The organism is Psychrobacillus sp. FJAT-21963, assembly GCF_001420585.1.
Classification (GTDB): Bacteria; Bacillota; Bacilli; order Bacillales_A; family Planococcaceae; genus Psychrobacillus.
This window is the reverse complement of record NZ_LJIY01000005.1, coordinates 68,737-86,643: the sequence shown is the minus strand read 5'-3', so window position 1 is coordinate 86,643 and position 17,907 is coordinate 68,737. Positions and strand designations below refer to the sequence as shown.

The window sequence follows — 17,907 nt, the reverse complement described above, 5'->3', positions numbered from 1 at the left end:
ATGCAACATATATACGAACGTGCTGCAAAATATACAAAGCAAGGATCTACACTAATATTTGGCCTATACATAGTTTTAGTAGTTATTTTTAGAGATGTACTGTTGTACGATTTTGAGACTCATTTTTTAATAGGATTTACGGTTTTTATATTGTTTAGTACTTCATTTGTCATTCAAAATGCTGCAGACAAATTACCGAAAGAGCAGCAAATAGATAGTGAATATTATTCTGCTGAATTTCCCATAAAAGAACTTAATTTTCAAAGGGATGTATCTTTTATTCCAGTTACCTACTTAGTTTCAGGAAGAGGAGAACGTTTATATAAGATTGAACCTGCTAAGGAACATGGAGTTAAGAAGATGCTATTGGCATTTGAGATATTTCAAAAGGGAATGTTAATACCCATTACATACCATTTAAAAACAATGGATGATAGCATAGTTAGTCAATTCACTTTGAAAAATAAATTAAAATTTATGCAGATAAAAGTTTATGACCACACAAAAAACCATCTATCCACTGTTGTCATGCCTCCTTTTTCAGTTAAAAATAGAGCCATTATTTTTAATGCGAACAATGAGAAGATACTGCAAATGGAAGCAAAAAGTATGTATGGAGATATTGATGTCGATGATTCCAATGGAAAACGGTTAGCTACGTACCGTTTTGGAATTTTTCCATATGCAACTCATCCTGCATTTGAAATACAAGCAGTAAACGTGCATGTGTCGCTTGCACATGACTTGACCCATGCTCAAAAACTCACTTTTACTGCATTATTTTACTATTGGACCGGTAACGTAAAATAAAAAAGGAGCTGACATTAAGATGTCAGCTCTTTTTTAGTTTTTAAATAGAGAAAACCAGCCTTTAAATTTAAACCAAGCAAGCATGGAAAGAGCAATAACAACGATCAATCCCATCACGACAAAATAACCATATTTCCACTCTAGCTCAGGCATATACGCAAAATTCATTCCGTATACTCCTACGATAAATGTCAATGGTATAAAAACGGTGGATACGATCGTTAAAATCATCATAATCCGATTCATTCGACTAGAGTTAATCGACATATGACTGTCTCTAATATCTGCAGTAAGTTCTCGATTAGATTCAATCATTTCCGTGAGCTTTAGCAAGTGATCATAAATGTCTCCAAAATATGCACGTTCAGAGTGTTGTAAATTTATTCGTTCGGAATTCATAATACGGTACAATAAATCCCGCATAGGTATCACTGTTCTACGTAATCTAAGCAAATCACTACGTAAGTCAAAAACTTGATCTATAGATAAATGTCTCATATCTGAAGAAAGCTTGTCTTCTACTTCATTCAAATAATCCTCAATTTTATAGACGATTGGAAAATAAGCATCCACTACTTTATCGACGATATGATAGGTTGCATGCATCGCCCCACGTTCCCAGCCTTCTGAATTTCGAATAATGCGTTCTCGTGCTTGAGCCAATTCATGCATAGGTGGAAAGTGGAAGGTGACAACATAATCCTTTCCAACAAAAATATCTAGCTCTTCCGCTTCTAACGTTTCTTCATTAATGGTATGTAGAACATAAAAAGCATACCCATCATAATGGTCTAACTTTGGACGTTGAAGTCTTAGTAAACAGTCTTCTATTGCTAGCGGATGGAAATGGAAAAAAGAGCTAAGAAGATTCTCTTCTTCTTGAGAAGGTTCTCCAATATCAATCCAATACCATTCAAACGTTTTATTTTTAATATCATGGAGAGGAAAATCACATATTATTTCGTGATCGGTTGTAATGCCCATCGTTTGAATCATATCAAAACCTCACTTTTACATTGAATGCATGTTGCCATTATCTCATATTCGCATACTTCCATCAAAACACACCTCATAATATTTAACCTATAAATTATTTATAATGACTGGAAAAGTTTGATTAAATAAAAAATAGTATTGACATATATAATTTCTATCTGTATAGTGGGTATTAATCAAATATAACAACTTTCTTATCAAGAGAGGTGGAGGGACTTGGCCCTAGGATACCTCAGCAACAGGCATTTTTGCACTGTGCTAATTCCAAAAGCTTTTAGGCTTGAAGATAAGAAGAGAATAATCACTTTAACGACGTGTAAACCTCTTCTTGTTTCTAAGAAGAGGTTTTATTTGATTTAAAGAGCTATATGGAAAGAGTTTTGGCTTTGGTTTCACCTCGTTCACTTCAGTTACCCATTCGTAAGAAGTGCATCGAGTTAAATATAAAACTTCTTTTTTGAAGATCCCATTTGATCAATAGAGAAAGAAAGTATTTATTTTACACCACACAGAGTTTTGAACTAATCAACCCCCTTGTCTATATACTGGCAAAGGGGTTGATTAGTTATTCGGGTTAATTTTTATTTGCAATTAACTGAGGTGTTTGTCTAGTTTCTATAGCCTGCTTTTGCATTTACTAATATAAGTGCAAGAAGGAGGTGAATTTATCGTGAACCAATATCATCATAGACCTTGTCATTCATGCCATCAACCTCAAGTATCCCCATGGCAACAACCACCTGCGCAGCCAATTGTATGTCCACCGCAATATCGTGTACGTGATTCCTTTATACCGAGAATGCAACCTGTAATTCATCCAATCGTTAATGTGAATCGCGAGCATATTGTAAATGTTCCACAGCATTACTTTACAGAGACTAATCGAAACGTAGTTGTGAATCCACCCCTACAAGCATACCCATATCCGCAAGGAGGATTCCAACAAGCATTCCAACGTCCTTTCTTCGGTCCTCGTTACTAAGGATATTATTGTTTTAACTGCGACGACCAAGTGAAACGGCGCAGGAGCAACGAACTTAACTGCGACGAGTAGCTACCGCAACGCAGGAGCAACGAACTTAACTGCGACGAGTAGCTATGCTACGCAGGAGCAACGATCTCAACTGCGACGAGCAAGTGAAACGGCGCAGGAGCAACGATCTCAACTGCGACGAGTAGCTACCGCAACGCAGGAGCAACGATCTTAACTGCGACGAGCAAGTGAAGCGGCGCAGGAGCAAATGCCTTTTTTAAAAGCGCATTTGCTTTTTTTGTGTGTAAAATCCTTAATCTATTACCTTGATTTAAATTTTTTGTTAATGTTCGCATTACTCACCGAATCCGTGTATTTACCAAAAAAAAGGGCATTATAAATATTTAGACATATTGTAATTTTCTATATATTTTGATAAAGTTATATTTATTTTGATGGGTGAAATGATTAAGGGGGATGGAAATGAAGCTTTTTCTTTCAATTGATATGGAAGGAATCACAGGTTTGCCGGATCATACTTTTGTGGACTCCGGTAAGCATAATTATGAACGTGCTCGCCGTATAATGACACAAGAGGCAAATGCAATTGTAGAAGGTGCTCTATCTGTAGGTGTAAAAGAGATTTTAGTTAATGATAGTCACTCTAAAATGAATAATATTTTAGTAGAAGAGTTGCATCCAGAAGCTTCTTTAATAACGGGAGATGTGAAGCCGTTTTCGATGGTGCAGGCATTAGATGAATCTTACCTTGGTGCAGTATTTGCTGGTTATCATTCGAGAGCAGGACAACCTGGAGTAATGAGTCACTCAATGATATTCGGAGTTAGAAATATGTATATAAACGATGTAGAAATTGGTGAACTGGGATTAAATGCTTATGTAGCAGGGCACTTTGGTGTACCAGTTATTATGGTTGCAGGCGATGATGGTGCGTGTAAAGAAGCTGAGGCACTGATTCCTGGAGTTGTCACTGCAGTAGTGAAAGAGTCTATCTCAAGATCAGCGGTTAAGACATTGCATCCACAAAAAGCACATGCACTATTGAGAGAAAAGGTAGCTGTAGCGATTAGTAATAGAGATCAAATCAAACCGCTCACCCCTCCTAAAAATCCAACATTACGTATTGAATTTGTTAATTATGGTCAAGCGGAATGGGCGGCACTTATGCCTGGTTGTGAAATTATAGAAGGAACGACAATAGTTAAGTTCGAGGCAAAAGATATATTAGAAGCATACCGGGCGATGCTTGTAATGGTAGAGCTAGCAATGCAAACGAAATTTTGTTAAGGGGGGAGTTTGCTTATGGCGAAATATATTATTAAACGTTTTATTATGATGATTGCTACGATTCTTATCATTGCTACCGTAACCTTCATATTAATGCATTCGGTTCCAGGGTCTCCATTTGAAGGAGAAAGGACATCTAATCCTACGATTCAAGCAAACTTAGAAAAGTTTTACAAACTTGATGAACCGATGCATGTTCAGTATTTGTATTATTTAAAGTCGATTGTGACATTTGACTTTGGACCATCGATTAAAAAGCCGAATGACTCCGTAAATGAATTACTTGCAAGGGGATTCCCAATATCTTTTGAGTTGGGAATGGTTACGATACTAGTCGCTTTAATATCTGGAATTATCTTAGGGACGCTTGCTGCACTCCGGCACAACGGAATAATTGACTACTTAGCAATGACTTTTGCCGTTGTAGGGATTTCTGTCCCGAATTTCGTGCTAGCAACCTTACTTATTCAACAATTGGCAGTAAACTTGGAGTGGTTTCCAGCGGCTACTTGGAGCAGCCCGATACATATGATATTACCTACTTTAGCTCTTGCAACAGGTCCTACAGCAATAATTGCACGATTAACGAGATCTAGCATGCTCGAAGTATTGACTCAGGACTATATAAAAATGGCCCGGGCAAAAGGTCTTTCACCGGTGAGAATTGTCGTGCGACATGCGTTAAGAAATGCCCTTATGCCGGTTGTAACTATTTTAGGGACAATGCTTGCTGGTATATTAACAGGGACTTTTGTTATTGAGCGGATATTTGCCATTCCAGGAATGGGAAAATACTTCGTAGAGAGTATTAACAACCGAGATTATCCGGTTATTATGGGGTCTACCGTTTTCTATAGTGCGTTTCTCGTATTCATGTTATTTCTTGTAGATATTGTATACGGATTTCTAGATCCACGAATAAAATTACACCGTAAAGAGGGGGATGCGTAATGACAAACCCACAAAATGTGGTTTCCCCACAAAATGTACAGGACGAGTGGTTTAGACCAAAACCAAAAAATCAAGAAAAAGCGGAGGCTGTTGTAAGGCCGTCGTTATCTTATTGGAAAGATGCATGGCGCAGACTCCGAAAAAATAAACTTGCAATGGGCGGGCTAATATTTCTTATTTTACTTACGCTCTTTGCCATATTTGGTCCAATTTTTTCTCCTTATTCAGTAACAGCCACTGATTATCCTAGTCAAAATCAGGCGCCTTCTGCTGCCCATTGGTTTGGCACGGATGAGGCAGGTCGTGATGTATTTACTAGGACATGGTATGGTGCTCGAATCTCTTTATTTGTAGGAGTAATGGCAGCCCTTATCGACTTTTTCATTGGAATTATTTATGGCGGTTTGAGTGGATATAAAGGTGGACGAACGGATGCAGTAATGATGCGTATAGTAGAAGTGCTTTACGGATTGCCGCATTTGTTGGTTGTTATTTTACTAATGGTTGTAATGGGGGCGAGCTTAACCACTATTATTGTTGCACTTACGGTGACAGGGTGGGTAGGTATGGCTCGTATTGTTCGAGGACAGGTACTTCAAATAAAAAACTATGAATTCGTGACCGCCTCCAAATCCTTTGGTGCAAAGACTTCTAGAATTTTACGCAAAAACCTCCTGCCGAACACAATGGGTCCAATTATAGTTCAAATGACGCTTACTGTTCCAAGTGCTATTTTTGCAGAAGCATTTCTAAGCTTTTTAGGATTAGGAATTGCTGCTCCCTTTGCAAGTTGGGGCGTTATGGCAAATGATGCATTGCCTGTAATTTTATCGGGGCACTGGTGGCGTTTATTATTTCCAGCACTTTTCATTTCCCTGACGATGTTTGCTTTTAATGTATTGGGAGATGGTTTACAAGATGCACTTGATCCAAAATTGAGGAGGTAGCTGTAGGTGAATGACATAAAACAAAAAATCTTACAAGTGGATAACTTACAAGTTTCTTTCCGCACTTTTGGAGGGGAAGTAAAGGCCATTAGAGGTGTAAGTTTCGATTTATATAAAGGGGAGACACTTGCAATTGTAGGTGAATCTGGGTGTGGTAAAAGTGTTACTTCCAATGCAATTATGGGGTTAATTCCACAACCGGCTGGAATCATTAAAAATGGGAGTATTGTTTTCAAAGGGAAAGATTTGACTAAATTGTCTAAAGCGCAGCTTAGAAAAATACAGGGTGTTGACATCTCGATGATATTCCAAGACCCTATGACAGCGTTAAATCCTACAATTTCCATTGGAGAGCAACTGACGGAAGGACTACGGACGCACCAAAAAATAGGGAAGCAAGAAGCAAAAAAGAAAGCAATTGAGATGTTAAATCTTGTAGGGATTCCAAATCCTGAAGAACGATTAAAGCAATTTCCCCACCAGTTTTCAGGTGGTATGCGTCAGCGAATAGTGATTGCAATTGCACTTATTTGCGATCCAGAATTATTGATCGCGGATGAGCCGACAACAGCATTAGATGTGACGATTCAAGCGCAGATTTTAGAGCTATTTGAAGAGATTCAAAGAAAAACGGACATATCAATTATATTAATCACACATGATTTAGGGGTTGTGGCAAAGATTGCAGACAGAATAGCGGTTATGTATGCAGGGAAAATTGTGGAGATCGGTGATAAGAGAGAAATCTTCTATACTCCAGAGCATCCATATACTAAAGGATTATTAAATTCGGTACCGCGACTAGATCTGGAGGAAGAAGAATTACAACCAATAGAAGGTACTCCACCTGATTTATTTTCACCACCAAAGGGGTGTCCTTTCACTGCCCGTTGTGATTATGCAATGGAAGTTTGTGAGCATGCGTATCCATTTACGGCCAGATTATCCGAAGCCCATGCTGTGGATTGCTGGCTTCAAGATGAGCGGGCGAAAGTATTGGTAGAACAAAGATAGGATTGGATGAGAGCGCGAAAGTGCATTCACATATACAATAAAGGGGGAACTAGAATGAAAAAGTGGTTATCATTGTTTGTATTAGCATTTTTGGCATTAGTGCTATCAGCTTGTACAGCAAACAAAAATGCAGGAGAAGAAAAACCTGCAGAGACAACAACAGAGGAAGAAAACGAAGAAGTAGAAGTAGCTACAGAAAAAATACTCTATCTAAATAACGGAAACGAGCCGACCTCGTTTGACCCATCCGTAGGGTTTGATGCAGTATCTTGGAATGCATTAAATAATCTGATGGAAGGATTAGTAAGACTTTCAAAGGATCATATTGCAGAGCCAGCTACGGCTGAGAAAGTAGATGTATCAGAAGATGGTTTGACATATACATTTACAATTCGTGAGGATGCTAAATGGTCTAATGGAGACCCTGTGTTAGCAAGTGACTTCGTATATGGCTGGTTGCATATGTTAAATCCAGAAACTGCCTCTCCAGCAGCTTTTCTTGCATATTTCATTGAAGGAGCAGAGGCTTACAATAATGGGGAAGGTACTGCTGATGCTGTTGCAATAAAAGCGTTAGAAGAAAAAGTGTTCGAAGTAAAATTAAATGCACCTACAGAGGCATTTTTGAATATTATTACAAATCCAAGCTTTTTCCCGGTAAATGAAAAAGTGGCGACGGAAAACCCAACGTGGTTTACAGAAGCAGACACATTTGTTGGAAACGGGCCATTTAAATTGGCATCATGGGAACATGATGTAAGCTTCTCGTTTGCAAAAAATGAAAACTATTGGGATGCAGGTTCTGTTAAGCTAGACAAAGTGGAATGGGCGATGGTAGATGACTCTAATACGGAATATCAAATGTACGAAACTGGAGAACTAGATGTCTCTGGTGTTCCATCTGAACTTGCAGATCAACTAATGAGTGATCCAGAGCTTAAAAATGAGGATCAAGCAGGTTTATACTTCTATCGTTTTAACGTATCACAAGAGCCTTTTACAAACAAAAAAATTCGCCAAGCATTTGGCTTAGCGGTTAACCAACAAGAAATCGTGGAATTTGTAACGAAAAATGGTGAAAAGCCAGCAGAAGGATTTGTACCATATGGTTTCATTGGTCCAGATGGAAAAGAGTTCAGAGAAACTGCAGGTAAATTGACTGGTTTTGATGCAGAAAAAGCAAAAACATTATTAGCTGAAGGTATGGCTGAAGAAGGATATACAGCATTACCTGAAGTGGTCTTAACATACTCTACAAGTGACGTTCATAAAAAAATTGCTGAAGCTCTTCAAAGTAAGTTCAAAGAAGTATTAGGGGTAGATGTGAAGCTGCAAAACGTAGAAGCTAGTGTATTCGCTGCGGAGCAAAAAGAATTTAAATACCAATTATCACGTTCATCTTTCTTATTTGACTATGCTGATCCAGTAAACGCATTAGAAAGCTTCATAACTGGTTCTTCTATGAATCGTACAACATGGTCAAATCCTGAATATGATAAATTAATTACTGATATTAAAAATGAAACGGATGAAGCTAAACGTTGGGAAATGTTAATCCAAGCAGATGCAATGTTAATGGAAGAAATGCCAGTTTTCCCAGTACATTATTACAACCAAGTAACACTTGAAAAGTCCAATGTATCTGGTATCGTTAGACATCCGGTAGGTTATATGGATTTAAAATGGGCAGATAAAGAATAAAAAGTATAAGCGCCTAAATTTTGTAATGAAGGATGCGGTGCTCAAAGTAGTGCCGCATCTTCTATATTAAGGAGATTACCTATATGAAAATTCGACCGAAAAGATTGCAAAAAGGAGATACAATTGGCATTATTGCTCCTTCCAGTCCTCCTAATCTAAAACAGCTAAACAATTCACTAGCATTTCTAGATGAATTAGGCTTGTCTTATCAAATGGGGAAAAGTGTAGAAAACGTGTATGGTTATCTTGCTGGTAATGATGAAGATAGATTAGAAGATTTACATGAAATGTTTGCTAACCCGGACATCGCCGGAATCTTTTGTGCTGGTGGAGGTTATGGTTCTGCTCGGTACACAGATAAAATAGATTTTCAATTAATGAATGAACACCCTAAAATTTTCTGGGGCTACTCAGATATTACTTTTTTACATACAGGGATGAATTTATATTCCAATATCGTCACTTTCCATGGACCAATGCTAGCTTCTGATATAGGGAAATCTACTTTTTCTGATTTATCCAGAAAAATGTTTCAACAGCTATTTGAGCCAATGGAACTGCACTATACATCAGCCATTTCTCCTTTAACTAGTGTTTCGGGGGGAGTAACCCGAGGAGAGTTAACAGGTGGTAATTTATCGCTACTTGCAAGTGGAATAGGGACCAAATACGAAGTAGACACAAGAGATAAGTTATTGTTAATAGAAGACATTGGGGGAGAACCATACCGAGTAGACGGTATGCTCAATCAGCTTCGACAAGCAGGCAAGTTGGATGAGGCAGCTGGTTTTGTCATTGGAGACTTTAATGATGCAGAGCCTAAAAAACGCAAAGTTTCCTTGTCTTTAGATGAAGTGCTGGATCACTATTTAGGTGGATTAGGAAAGCCCGCAGTGAAAGGCTTCAACATTGGACATTGTGAGCCACATTTTGCAGTTCCGCTTGGTGCCGAGGCTCAGCTGGATGCAGAAAACTTATCACTTATTATCCTTCCAGGTGTGGAATAAGGAGGACTTCTGGTTGATTATACAATCTATTGAAACATGTGATGTAGCAGTTCCGCTAACAAAGCCTTTTAAAACAGCGCTACGTACTGTTACTACGGCTTATTCCATTTATGTTAAGGTCACTACGAGTGAAGGGCAAATCGGTTATGGCGAAGCGCCTCCTACACATGTCATCACGGGAGAATCGATGGACAGTATTCGGTATGCTATCAATGAAATATTAGCGCCTCAGCTAATAGGGATGAATCTATTGGAAAGTGAAATGATTTTTCATAAATTGAACACCTCTCTTGTAAGGAATACGAGCGCGAAAGCTGCAGTTGATATGGCTATACACGATTTACTTTCACGTCAATTCGGACTTCCTTTGTATCAATTTCTAGGAGGGTATCGAAGTACACTCGAAACTGATTTTACAGTTAGTGTAAATAAACCAACAGAAATGGCAGATGATGCCGAACGATATGTAAAAGAAGGGTTTAACATACTGAAAGTTAAGGTTGGTATTGGAGAAATAAAGGATGATATCGACCGTATACATGCAATTCGAGAAAGAGTAGGAGATGGACCGAGGCTAAGACTTGATGCAAACCAAGGATGGAATGCAAAAGAAGCCGTGCGTGCAATCCGAAACATGGAGGATGCTGGTCTTGCTATCGAATTTGTAGAGCAGCCCGTTCCAGCTCATGATTTAGAAGCATTAAAATATGTAACTGACCGAACGGATACACCAATCATGGCTGATGAAAGTATATTTTCAGTACATGATGCCAAAAGGGTGTTAGAAATGCGTGCTGCAGATTTGATTAATATTAAGCTGATGAAATCAGGCGGTATATATAACGCCAAAAAAATAAATACACTTGCAGAAGCAAATGGTGTTGCATGCATGGTAGGCAGTATGATTGAAACAAAAATAGGTATTACAGCTGCTGCTCATTTTGCTGCAAGTCATCCAAACATTCAATACTTTGATTTTGATGCACCACTAATGCTAGCAAAGGATCTTGTTCTTGGAGGGGTCATTTACGAAGCAAGTAAAATGAAGTTTTCCACTGAAAATGGACTTGGAATATCACGAGTCAAAACAGAATAGGGGGCTTATGAATGACTACAGAAGCAAATGGATGGGTTTGTTCTGTGAAGGTTGCTACTGTTTGGACAGAACCGGCTTCTGTCAGAGATTTAGATGCACCAGCAATTGCAAATCCTGTTTTATTAGTTGAATGGCTTGAAGCATTACCTTATAAAGAAAGACTTGCACTTTGTAATGAAAACAGAGTACAAACGCAACTTTTATATGGTGAGCCTGTACTTATAGAAAAAGTCGAAGGAGATTGGGCTAAAATTATAGCTATATGGCAGTCTTCTAAAAAGGATTCTCGTGGATATCCTGGTTGGATACCTTTATCACAACTAGCAAAACAAGAGCGAGTTGATGTAAAAGGTGTTGCTCGTGTGTCCTCCATGAAAGCTCCGTTACTGGACATGAATGAGCAACCGCTGCTTGTACTACCATTTAATGCGATAATTCCAGTTATTTCAGAGGATGCAACCTATTTTCAAGTTCAAACCCCTCATGGTAAAGCATTGATTCAAAAAAAGCATGCAGAATTTGCTGAAACGATGGAGCAATTTCCTAGACAATCCGCAGAAGATGCGGTGGATTTAGGCGAGCTTTACTTAGACGTTCCTTACTTATGGGGAGGTATGTCTCCTTATGGTTATGACTGTTCAGGATTCTCATACAATATGTTGAAGGCTTGTGGTTATTTAATTCCGAGAGATGCGAGTGACCAAGCAGTTAGTGGGGAAGAAGTTCCTCTTCATGATATCTCTTCATGGAAAAAGGGTGATTTAATCTTTTTCGCAAATGATGAAGGGAAAGGCTCTGTGCGTCATGTTGGATTTTATTATGGAAATGGACAATTACTTCATTCTCCATCCACCGGACAAACAGTTGAAATTTTAGTATTAAAAGGTTCTAAGCTTGAGAAGGAAATTTGTGCAGTTAGAAGATTTGCCGTATAGGGGGGATTTAGATGGCAGAAAAAGTTCTTTTGTCCGTACAGGATTTAAAGCGTCATTTTGAGATAGGGCACGGCCAAACTTTAAAAGCTGTAGATGGAATTAGTTTTGATATTGTGAAGGGTGAAACTTTTGGTCTGGTTGGGGAGTCTGGTTGTGGAAAATCTACTGCAGGACGAACAATTTTAGGGTTATATAACAAAACGGAAGGAAACGTTTTGTTTGAAGAAAAGAATGTGCATACGATGATTGACAGGGAACGTAAAGACTTTTTGAAAAAAATGCAGATGATTTTCCAAGATCCATATGCATCGTTGAATCCACGGTCAACGGTATTAGAAATTATTGCAGAACCTATGGAAATACATAATTTGTATAAAACAAGAGAAGAGTTAAAAAATAGAGTGTATGAGCTATTGGAAGACGTAGGTCTGAATAGAGATCATGCAAACCGCTATCCACATGAATTTTCTGGTGGTCAAAGACAGCGAATTGGAATAGCTCGTGCTCTGGCGCTAGATCCTGAATTCATTATTGCAGATGAGCCGATTTCTGCGCTTGATGTTTCCGTACAAGCCCAAGTAGTGAAGCTGCTTCAACGGTTGCAAAAAGAAAAGGGACTAACGTATTTATTTATAGCTCACGACTTATCAATGGTAAAATACATTTCAGATCGTATTGGGGTCATGTATTTAGGTCATATGGTTGAACTGACAACAAGTAATCAGTTATATGATAATCCATTACATCCATATACTCAGGCATTATTATCTGCCATCCCAATTCCAGATCCAGATATTGAAGAATCAAGACAACGAATTCTATTAAAAGGGGAATTACCTAGTCCTATCAATCCTCCATCTGGATGTGTATTCCGAACTCGTTGTGCCCATGCAATGTCCATTTGTGCAGAAGAAAAGCCAGCTTGGAAGGAACAAGAACCAGGTCACTTTGTGGCATGCCATTTATATAATTAAAGACTTTGTTAACTTTCAAAGTTGTTTTTTAAAAGAAATCTGTTCATCTAGTGTAATGCCAACCACACGGACGTGCGCTTGCCGCACGCTACGCATGAGCCACCGCAGGATGAGTCGTTCGTTTCACTCACTCCCACATCCTTATGCGGAGTCTCATTCTTCGCTCTCATGCGGCGTGTAAGGCGCACATCCTGGTGACACCTACAAATATAGTTTGGTATCCATTTCATCACAGCATGGAGTATAGAATCACATTTTTGAAACTCTGTACTTTTAACTATTAGATACATGCGGCCGGCACGGAATACATATAGGTATGGCAAGATCTGTGCTTTAAGATAACAACAGTACATTTAACAAAGCCTAATTAAAAAAAGCGTCTGCAAATGCAGATGCTTCTTTTTTTATTCCTTAAAACAAGTCCATCCGCCGAATAACGTTGTAGAAAAAAACTTTGTTATACGTACAAAACCAGCCTCTTGCAGTAATCCTACAATTGTTTCTTCAGGCAAATAAGAAAGAGAAAGAATGTCCTGTTCCATTGCTTCGACTTCTTCAACGGATAATTTGGTTGTATCAAGCCAGTAACTTTTCCATAGCTTCAAACGTTCCTTGAACTCATCACTAGTAGGCTCTCCATATTTACTGATTAAAACGAACGGAGCTCCTTTTTTCAATCTAGCGTATGTCTCTTGTAGTGTTTTTAATTTTTCATCATATGCATGAATGAAATGTAAGACTAAAATACACGTTGCAGCATCAAAATTAGTTATACCTTCCACGTCTTCCACAGTACCTTGAAATAATTTTACTCGATCGTTTACTCCAGCTTCTTTGCATTTTTCTCTTGCGACTGACAGCATCGACTCAGATGGGTCCACCCCTATAAACGTCCACCTTGGATTATTCGAGCTGAAGCTAGTCACTTCATTGCCACCACCTGCTCCTACCACTAATATGTTTACATCCTCCGCGGTATTTGCTCTTAAAAATGTTTGAATCAATCGAAGCATCGAATCATAGGTAGGTAGTGCCCTTCTAATTCCACTATCATATTGCTTGGAAAGTGTCTCATCAAATTCCATTTTCATCCCTCCTAATTCGAACTTTACCATAATTTAAAAAAGATGCCATAACTGTTTGACAATTTATTTACTACTAGTGTATTATGTAACTAGTACACTAAGACTGAGGGGGAAAATAATGAGTCAATGGAAAGGATTGCTTTGGAAAGAGTGGAACATTTATAAAACATTTGTTTACTTAGCAATCATTGTAAATACACTTGGAATATTAGTAGGACCATTATTAATTCAAAGAGTATTTAATGTAGAACAAAATTTTGGTATACATGTTCTCATAGTTTCAGCCATTTTGGGTTTTTTGCATGTTATGGGAATGTTGTTTTTATTTTTTTCAAGTTTAGAGCGAGACATGAAAAGACCAGATATTTGGTTTCATACTGCAGCCTCTTCGTTTAAATTAGTTGGAGCAAAATTATTTTCTATGTCTCTGTTTACTCTATTGTCGCTAGCTTGCAGTGGTGTAGTGACTACAATAGCTAGTTTGTTGTTTTCGGAATTTAACGTAATACCAATTTCTACTGTGATGAAATTGGAAATCGGACTAATCATCGCAGTTTTATTTTCAACGATTACATTCACCATCAGTATTTTTGCTATGTGGGTTGTTGCACGTTTGATGCGACCAATCAATGTTGCCTTTTCAAATGTTATAGCTGTCATTTTATACTTTTTTTGTTTTCATAATTACTCTAAATTTGTGGAGTCCAATATCTTCAAAACGTTAACTGGCTACGGAGAAGTAAATCTTCCTGAAATGAGTCTAGGTGAAGTGTCTTCTAATGATTTCTATATGACTTACCAAGTTAGCAATAACATTTTTATGGGTGAAATAGTATTTGAGATCCTCTTTTTTACATGTTTATTTATTGTCTCCGTATATGCTTTTGATAAGAAAGTGAGAGGATAAATGATAATGGACTTTTTACCTGATAAACCAATATATCAACAAATTATGGAAAGAATTTTTGGAGATTTATTGAAGGGAAACGTAAAGCCGGGGGATCGTTTACCTTCTGTTCGGGAATATGCACTAGAATTTGGCGTCAATGCAAACACGATGCAAAGGGTGTATAAAGAATTGGAACTGATGCACCTTACAGAAACTAAGCGAGGGCAGGGGACATTTGTGACAGAAGATATAAAGCGATTAGAAGTACTTAGAGAAGAAATGATGAAGAGTTTAGTAACTAACTTTATACATCAAATGGAGTCTTTTGGGTTTACTGAGCAAGAAGTGATTGTTCAGCTATCGAAAAGGAGCAAGGGTGAAAATGAATGATTCAGTTAAATGAAGTTACAAGAAAATATGGGAAAAAAGAAGCGGTTAAGAATGTTACTGTAACTTTTCCAAAAGGTCGCATAATAGGTTTGGTAGGAGAGAACGGTAGCGGAAAGTCTACATTATTAAAAATGATGTCAGGGGTTGCGGTGCCACAACATGGAAAGATAACACTTGATGGGGTAAATGTTTCACATAAAACTGCAAATTATGTAGCGTATCTGCCTGATGCGGATGAGATTTATCCATATTTTACAGTTAAACAATTATTTCGGTACTATGATTCGCAGTTTACTGATTTTAACTACGATAAAGCATGTATAGTGGCACAATTTTTAGAGGTTGATTTGAATGCATCGCTGAAAAAACTTTCAAAAGGGAACAGAGGTCGTGCGAAAATCGCTGCAACTCTTGGGAGAGAAGTAGATTACTATCTGTTAGATGAACCGCTATCTGGCTTAGATCCTATGGTGAGACAATCGATCATTAAAGGATTCATACAGTTTGTAGATACGGAATCACAAACAATCATTTTATCTACGCACGAGTTAAAAGATGTGGAGCCTATTTTAGATGATATCGTCGTATTACGTAATGGGACTATTATTGCTAACGAGTCAGTGGAAGCTATTCGTGAGATACAAAGAATAGATATTACGACGTGGATGACACGTTTATTCAGGGAAGGTGAGATCGATGGAAACAAAGCCAATAGTTAAACTTCAAAATGTAACGAAAGTAATTGGGAAAAAGAAAATTATTGATGATCTTAGTTTAGATTTGTTGCAAGGTCAAATTACCGGATTTTTAGGTCCAAATGGAGCTGGTAAAACAACGACCATTCGAATGATGACAGGACTCATGAAGCCTACATCTGGAGAGGTTTATATCGATGGGCAAGCAATTTCAACAAATTTTGAAGAGTCGATGAGCAAAGTCGGTGTAATAGTTGAAAATCCGGAAATGTATAAGTTTATGAGTGGTTATAAAAATTTAGTACATTTTGCGCGAATGAACAAAAATGTAACAAAAGATCGAATAGACGAAGTAATTGCTCAAGTAGGTCTTCAAAATAGAATTCATGAGAAAGTATCCACTTATTCACTTGGTATGCGTCAGCGTCTAGGTCTTGCCCAGGCACTTTTGCATCGACCAAAATTCTTGATATTAGATGAGCCTACAAATGGGTTAGATCCAGCTGGAATTCGTGAATTTCGGATGTATTTACGAAAAATAGCAGTAGAAGACGGCGTTTCAATTTTTGTATCTAGTCACTTATTAGCTGAAATAGAATTAATGTGTGATAGAATCGCTGTCATTCAAAATGGAAAACTAATTTCAATTAAAGAAGTAAAAGGAGAACAAGAATCGCATTATTATGTGGAAGCTACTCCAAAGGAGCAAGTACTAGCATTCTTTGCTTCTAAAAACCTAAAGGCTGATGCTTATGAAAATGGCTATCTACTTCCAATAGAAACGAGCGAAGTACCTTCTTTAGTTGTAGAAATGGTATCAAACGGTTTGCAAATTTATGACTTGCATCCACATAGAAAAACATTAGAAGATCAATTTTTAGAAATGACAGGAGGTGGGCAAATTGCTGAATCTCATAAAAAATGAGTGGCTAAAGCTTTGGAGTAAAAAAGCTACTTGGGTAATGGTAGTGCTCATAGCGGTATTAATGATAGGGTCTGCAGGCATGGCAAAGTGGATGGATAGTCAGATGGGGTCTACGGATAATTGGAAGCAAGTTTCACAAACTCAGATTAAGTCTTTGGAAGAGCAAATGGCTGTGCCAAATTTGCCTAGTGATGAAAAAGAAAGAATAGGAGACCAATTGGCAATTGAGAAACATCGATTGGAGCATGATGTAGCACCAATTAGTGCAAATAGTGTAACCGGATTTATTAATTCAATGCCTGATTATCTTTCGTTCATTACTTTATTTACGGTAATTGTTGCTGCTGGAATAGTAGCATCGGAGTTTTCTCAAGGGACGATCAAAATGCTATTAACGAGACCGGTGAAAAGGTGGAAAATACTCACTTCCAAACTTTTGACTGTTGGGATATTTGCAATTGTTTTGTCTGGTGTTATGCTGATTTTTGGAGTAATTGGAGCGTATATTTTCTTTGATTCTGCTCCTGGAACAAGTTTAGAAGTACTAAATGGTCAAATAGTGGAGGTTTCTTTCTGGGGTAGACTTTTCTTGCTAATTGGACTGTCGCTTATAAATGTGTTTGTAATTGGAGCGCTTGCATTTATGATCGGTTCCGTATTCCGTTCGAGTTCTCTTGCAATTGGGATATCGATTTTCCTTATGTTCATGGGTGTAAATATAACTTATATGTTGTCGATGAGATTTGAGTTTCCAAAATATATATTGTTTGCAAATACTGATTTAACCCAATATATAGGTAATGCTCAACCGATGATAGAAGGATTAACTATGTCATTTTCAATCACTGTAATTTTGATATATGTCATACTATTTTTAGCGATCAGTTACTGGTCATTCACGAAACGCGATGTAACTGCATAAAATGTTATTGACATATTAGTAATTCTTATTGTATTCTGAAAATAACTTAAGGAAAGGAGTGAGGCATTATGGCAAGTGTATATACAAATCAACGAATCTGTAAGTTCATGATGTCCCACTCTATGTGTTTCTAATTGTAAAACGAATATGCTTTTCATTTGCATTCAACATTGCAAATGTTTTTCGTAAACTTTTTGATGCGCTTCTTTACTAATGACCGGGAAACCATGATTGCTGATTCGTGCAGTCATGGTTTTTTTATTGTCTAGCTCTAGTCGCCGATTGACGA

Annotated in this window: 18 protein-coding genes and 1 riboswitch; of the genes, 16 read left to right on the top strand and 2 right to left on the bottom strand. The window is 37.8% G+C overall.

The window, feature by feature from the left end:
- Positions 1-810, top strand: a complete 810-nt coding sequence (locus tag AN959_RS12845; RefSeq protein WP_056831247.1) for a hypothetical protein — start codon at positions 1-3, stop codon at positions 808-810.
- Positions 811-843: 33 nt separating this feature from the next.
- On the opposite strand, the gene corA is transcribed toward AN959_RS12845, so the two are convergent.
- Positions 844-1,806, bottom strand: a complete 963-nt coding sequence (gene corA / locus AN959_RS12840; protein WP_056831241.1) for a magnesium/cobalt transporter CorA — start codon at positions 1,804-1,806, stop codon at positions 844-846.
- Between the two features lie 191 nt (positions 1,807-1,997).
- Positions 1,998-2,099: riboswitch (SAM riboswitch) on the top strand.
- Between the two features lie 377 nt (positions 2,100-2,476).
- Between corA and AN959_RS21545 the strand changes: the two genes are divergently transcribed.
- From AN959_RS21545 to AN959_RS12790, 10 genes are all read left to right on the top strand, one after another.
- Positions 2,477-2,788: a hypothetical protein gene (locus AN959_RS21545; RefSeq protein WP_216598640.1), complete on the top strand. Its 312-nt coding sequence runs from the start codon at positions 2,477-2,479 to the stop codon at positions 2,786-2,788.
- A gap of 474 nt (positions 2,789-3,262) precedes the next feature.
- Positions 3,263-4,087 carry a M55 family metallopeptidase gene (locus AN959_RS12830; protein ID WP_056831239.1) on the top strand — a complete coding sequence of 275 codons (825 nt, stop codon included), beginning with the start codon at positions 3,263-3,265 and terminating at the stop codon, positions 4,085-4,087.
- Positions 4,088-4,102: 15 nt separating this feature from the next.
- Complete coding sequence (locus tag AN959_RS12825; protein ID WP_053591269.1) at positions 4,103-5,038, top strand: ABC transporter permease; 936 nt, start codon at positions 4,103-4,105, stop codon at positions 5,036-5,038.
- On the top strand, positions 5,038-5,985 hold the full coding sequence (locus AN959_RS12820; protein ID WP_053591270.1) for an ABC transporter permease: 948 nt from the start codon (positions 5,038-5,040) through the stop codon (positions 5,983-5,985). Before AN959_RS12825 ends, AN959_RS12820 begins: the two co-directional genes overlap by 1 nt.
- 6 nt (positions 5,986-5,991) lie before the next feature.
- Complete coding sequence (locus AN959_RS12815) at positions 5,992-6,999, top strand: ABC transporter ATP-binding protein (RefSeq protein ID WP_371256552.1); 1,008 nt, start codon at positions 5,992-5,994, stop codon at positions 6,997-6,999.
- A 54-nt stretch (positions 7,000-7,053) separates the two neighbouring features.
- Complete coding sequence (locus tag AN959_RS12810) at positions 7,054-8,700, top strand: peptide ABC transporter substrate-binding protein (RefSeq protein WP_056831237.1); 1,647 nt, start codon at positions 7,054-7,056, stop codon at positions 8,698-8,700.
- Between the two features lie 83 nt (positions 8,701-8,783).
- Positions 8,784-9,707: an LD-carboxypeptidase gene (locus tag AN959_RS12805; protein WP_056831234.1), complete on the top strand. Its 924-nt coding sequence runs from the start codon at positions 8,784-8,786 to the stop codon at positions 9,705-9,707.
- 13 nt (positions 9,708-9,720) lie between these two features.
- Entirely contained in the window at positions 9,721-10,803 is a 1,083-nt protein-coding gene (locus AN959_RS12800) for a mandelate racemase/muconate lactonizing enzyme family protein (RefSeq protein ID WP_056831233.1), read from the top strand.
- Between the two features lie 11 nt (positions 10,804-10,814).
- Positions 10,815-11,738 (top strand): C40 family peptidase, encoded by a 924-nt coding sequence (locus tag AN959_RS12795; RefSeq protein WP_053591274.1) that lies wholly within the window; start codon positions 10,815-10,817, stop codon positions 11,736-11,738.
- A gap of 11 nt (positions 11,739-11,749) precedes the next feature.
- Positions 11,750-12,712, top strand: coding sequence for an ABC transporter ATP-binding protein (locus tag AN959_RS12790; protein ID WP_056831227.1), 963 nt, complete (start codon positions 11,750-11,752; stop codon positions 12,710-12,712).
- A gap of 404 nt (positions 12,713-13,116) precedes the next feature.
- On the opposite strand, the gene AN959_RS12785 is transcribed toward AN959_RS12790, so the two are convergent.
- Positions 13,117-13,797 (bottom strand): class I SAM-dependent methyltransferase, encoded by a 681-nt coding sequence (locus AN959_RS12785; protein WP_056831225.1) that lies wholly within the window; start codon positions 13,795-13,797, stop codon positions 13,117-13,119.
- A 118-nt stretch (positions 13,798-13,915) separates the two neighbouring features.
- Between AN959_RS12785 and AN959_RS12780 the strand changes: the two genes are divergently transcribed.
- The 5 genes from AN959_RS12780 to AN959_RS12760 are packed head-to-tail and all read left to right on the top strand — an operon-like array spanning position 13,916 to position 17,618.
- Entirely contained in the window at positions 13,916-14,704 is a 789-nt protein-coding gene (locus tag AN959_RS12780) for a hypothetical protein (protein ID WP_056831223.1), read from the top strand.
- A gap of 6 nt (positions 14,705-14,710) precedes the next feature.
- Complete coding sequence (locus AN959_RS12775; protein WP_371256551.1) at positions 14,711-15,076, top strand: GntR family transcriptional regulator; 366 nt, start codon at positions 14,711-14,713, stop codon at positions 15,074-15,076.
- The gene (locus tag AN959_RS12770; protein ID WP_056831219.1) at positions 15,073-15,795 is read left to right on the top strand and encodes an ATP-binding cassette domain-containing protein; all 723 of its coding nucleotides are present in this window, start codon (positions 15,073-15,075) and stop codon (positions 15,793-15,795) included. Before AN959_RS12775 ends, AN959_RS12770 begins: the two co-directional genes overlap by 4 nt.
- A complete protein-coding gene (locus AN959_RS12765; RefSeq protein ID WP_056831216.1) occupies positions 15,773-16,696 on the top strand; it encodes an ABC transporter ATP-binding protein in 924 nt (307 codons plus the stop codon). The genes AN959_RS12770 and AN959_RS12765 overlap by 23 nt, the downstream gene beginning before the upstream one ends.
- On the top strand, positions 16,674-17,618 hold the full coding sequence (locus tag AN959_RS12760; protein ID WP_056831215.1) for an ABC transporter permease: 945 nt from the start codon (positions 16,674-16,676) through the stop codon (positions 17,616-17,618). The genes AN959_RS12765 and AN959_RS12760 overlap by 23 nt, the downstream gene beginning before the upstream one ends.
- The last annotated feature ends 289 nt before the right edge of the window (positions 17,619-17,907 follow it).

Excerpts from the sequence above, each read along its gene's own strand:
- AN959_RS12845 (WP_056831247.1), top strand. The coding sequence starts at position 1 with ATGCAACATATATACGAACGTGCTGCAAAATATACAAAGCAAGGATCT.
- corA (WP_056831241.1), bottom strand. The coding sequence starts at position 1,806 with ATGATTCAAACGATGGGCATTACAACCGATCACGAAATAATATGTGAT.
- AN959_RS12830 (WP_056831239.1), top strand. The coding sequence starts at position 3,263 with ATGAAGCTTTTTCTTTCAATTGATATGGAAGGAATCACAGGTTTGCCG.
- AN959_RS12825 (WP_053591269.1), top strand. The coding sequence starts at position 4,103 with ATGGCGAAATATATTATTAAACGTTTTATTATGATGATTGCTACGATT.
- AN959_RS12820 (WP_053591270.1), top strand. The coding sequence starts at position 5,038 with ATGACAAACCCACAAAATGTGGTTTCCCCACAAAATGTACAGGACGAG.
- AN959_RS12810 (WP_056831237.1), top strand. The coding sequence starts at position 7,054 with ATGAAAAAGTGGTTATCATTGTTTGTATTAGCATTTTTGGCATTAGTG.
- AN959_RS12805 (WP_056831234.1), top strand. The coding sequence starts at position 8,784 with ATGAAAATTCGACCGAAAAGATTGCAAAAAGGAGATACAATTGGCATT.
- AN959_RS12795 (WP_053591274.1), top strand. The coding sequence starts at position 10,815 with ATGACTACAGAAGCAAATGGATGGGTTTGTTCTGTGAAGGTTGCTACT.
- AN959_RS12790 (WP_056831227.1), top strand. The coding sequence starts at position 11,750 with ATGGCAGAAAAAGTTCTTTTGTCCGTACAGGATTTAAAGCGTCATTTT.
- AN959_RS12785 (WP_056831225.1), bottom strand. The coding sequence starts at position 13,797 with ATGGAATTTGATGAGACACTTTCCAAGCAATATGATAGTGGAATTAGA.
- AN959_RS12780 (WP_056831223.1), top strand. The coding sequence starts at position 13,916 with ATGAGTCAATGGAAAGGATTGCTTTGGAAAGAGTGGAACATTTATAAA.
- AN959_RS12775 (WP_371256551.1), top strand. The coding sequence starts at position 14,711 with ATGGACTTTTTACCTGATAAACCAATATATCAACAAATTATGGAAAGA.
- AN959_RS12770 (WP_056831219.1), top strand. The coding sequence starts at position 15,073 with ATGATTCAGTTAAATGAAGTTACAAGAAAATATGGGAAAAAAGAAGCG.
- AN959_RS12765 (WP_056831216.1), top strand. The coding sequence starts at position 15,773 with ATGGAAACAAAGCCAATAGTTAAACTTCAAAATGTAACGAAAGTAATT.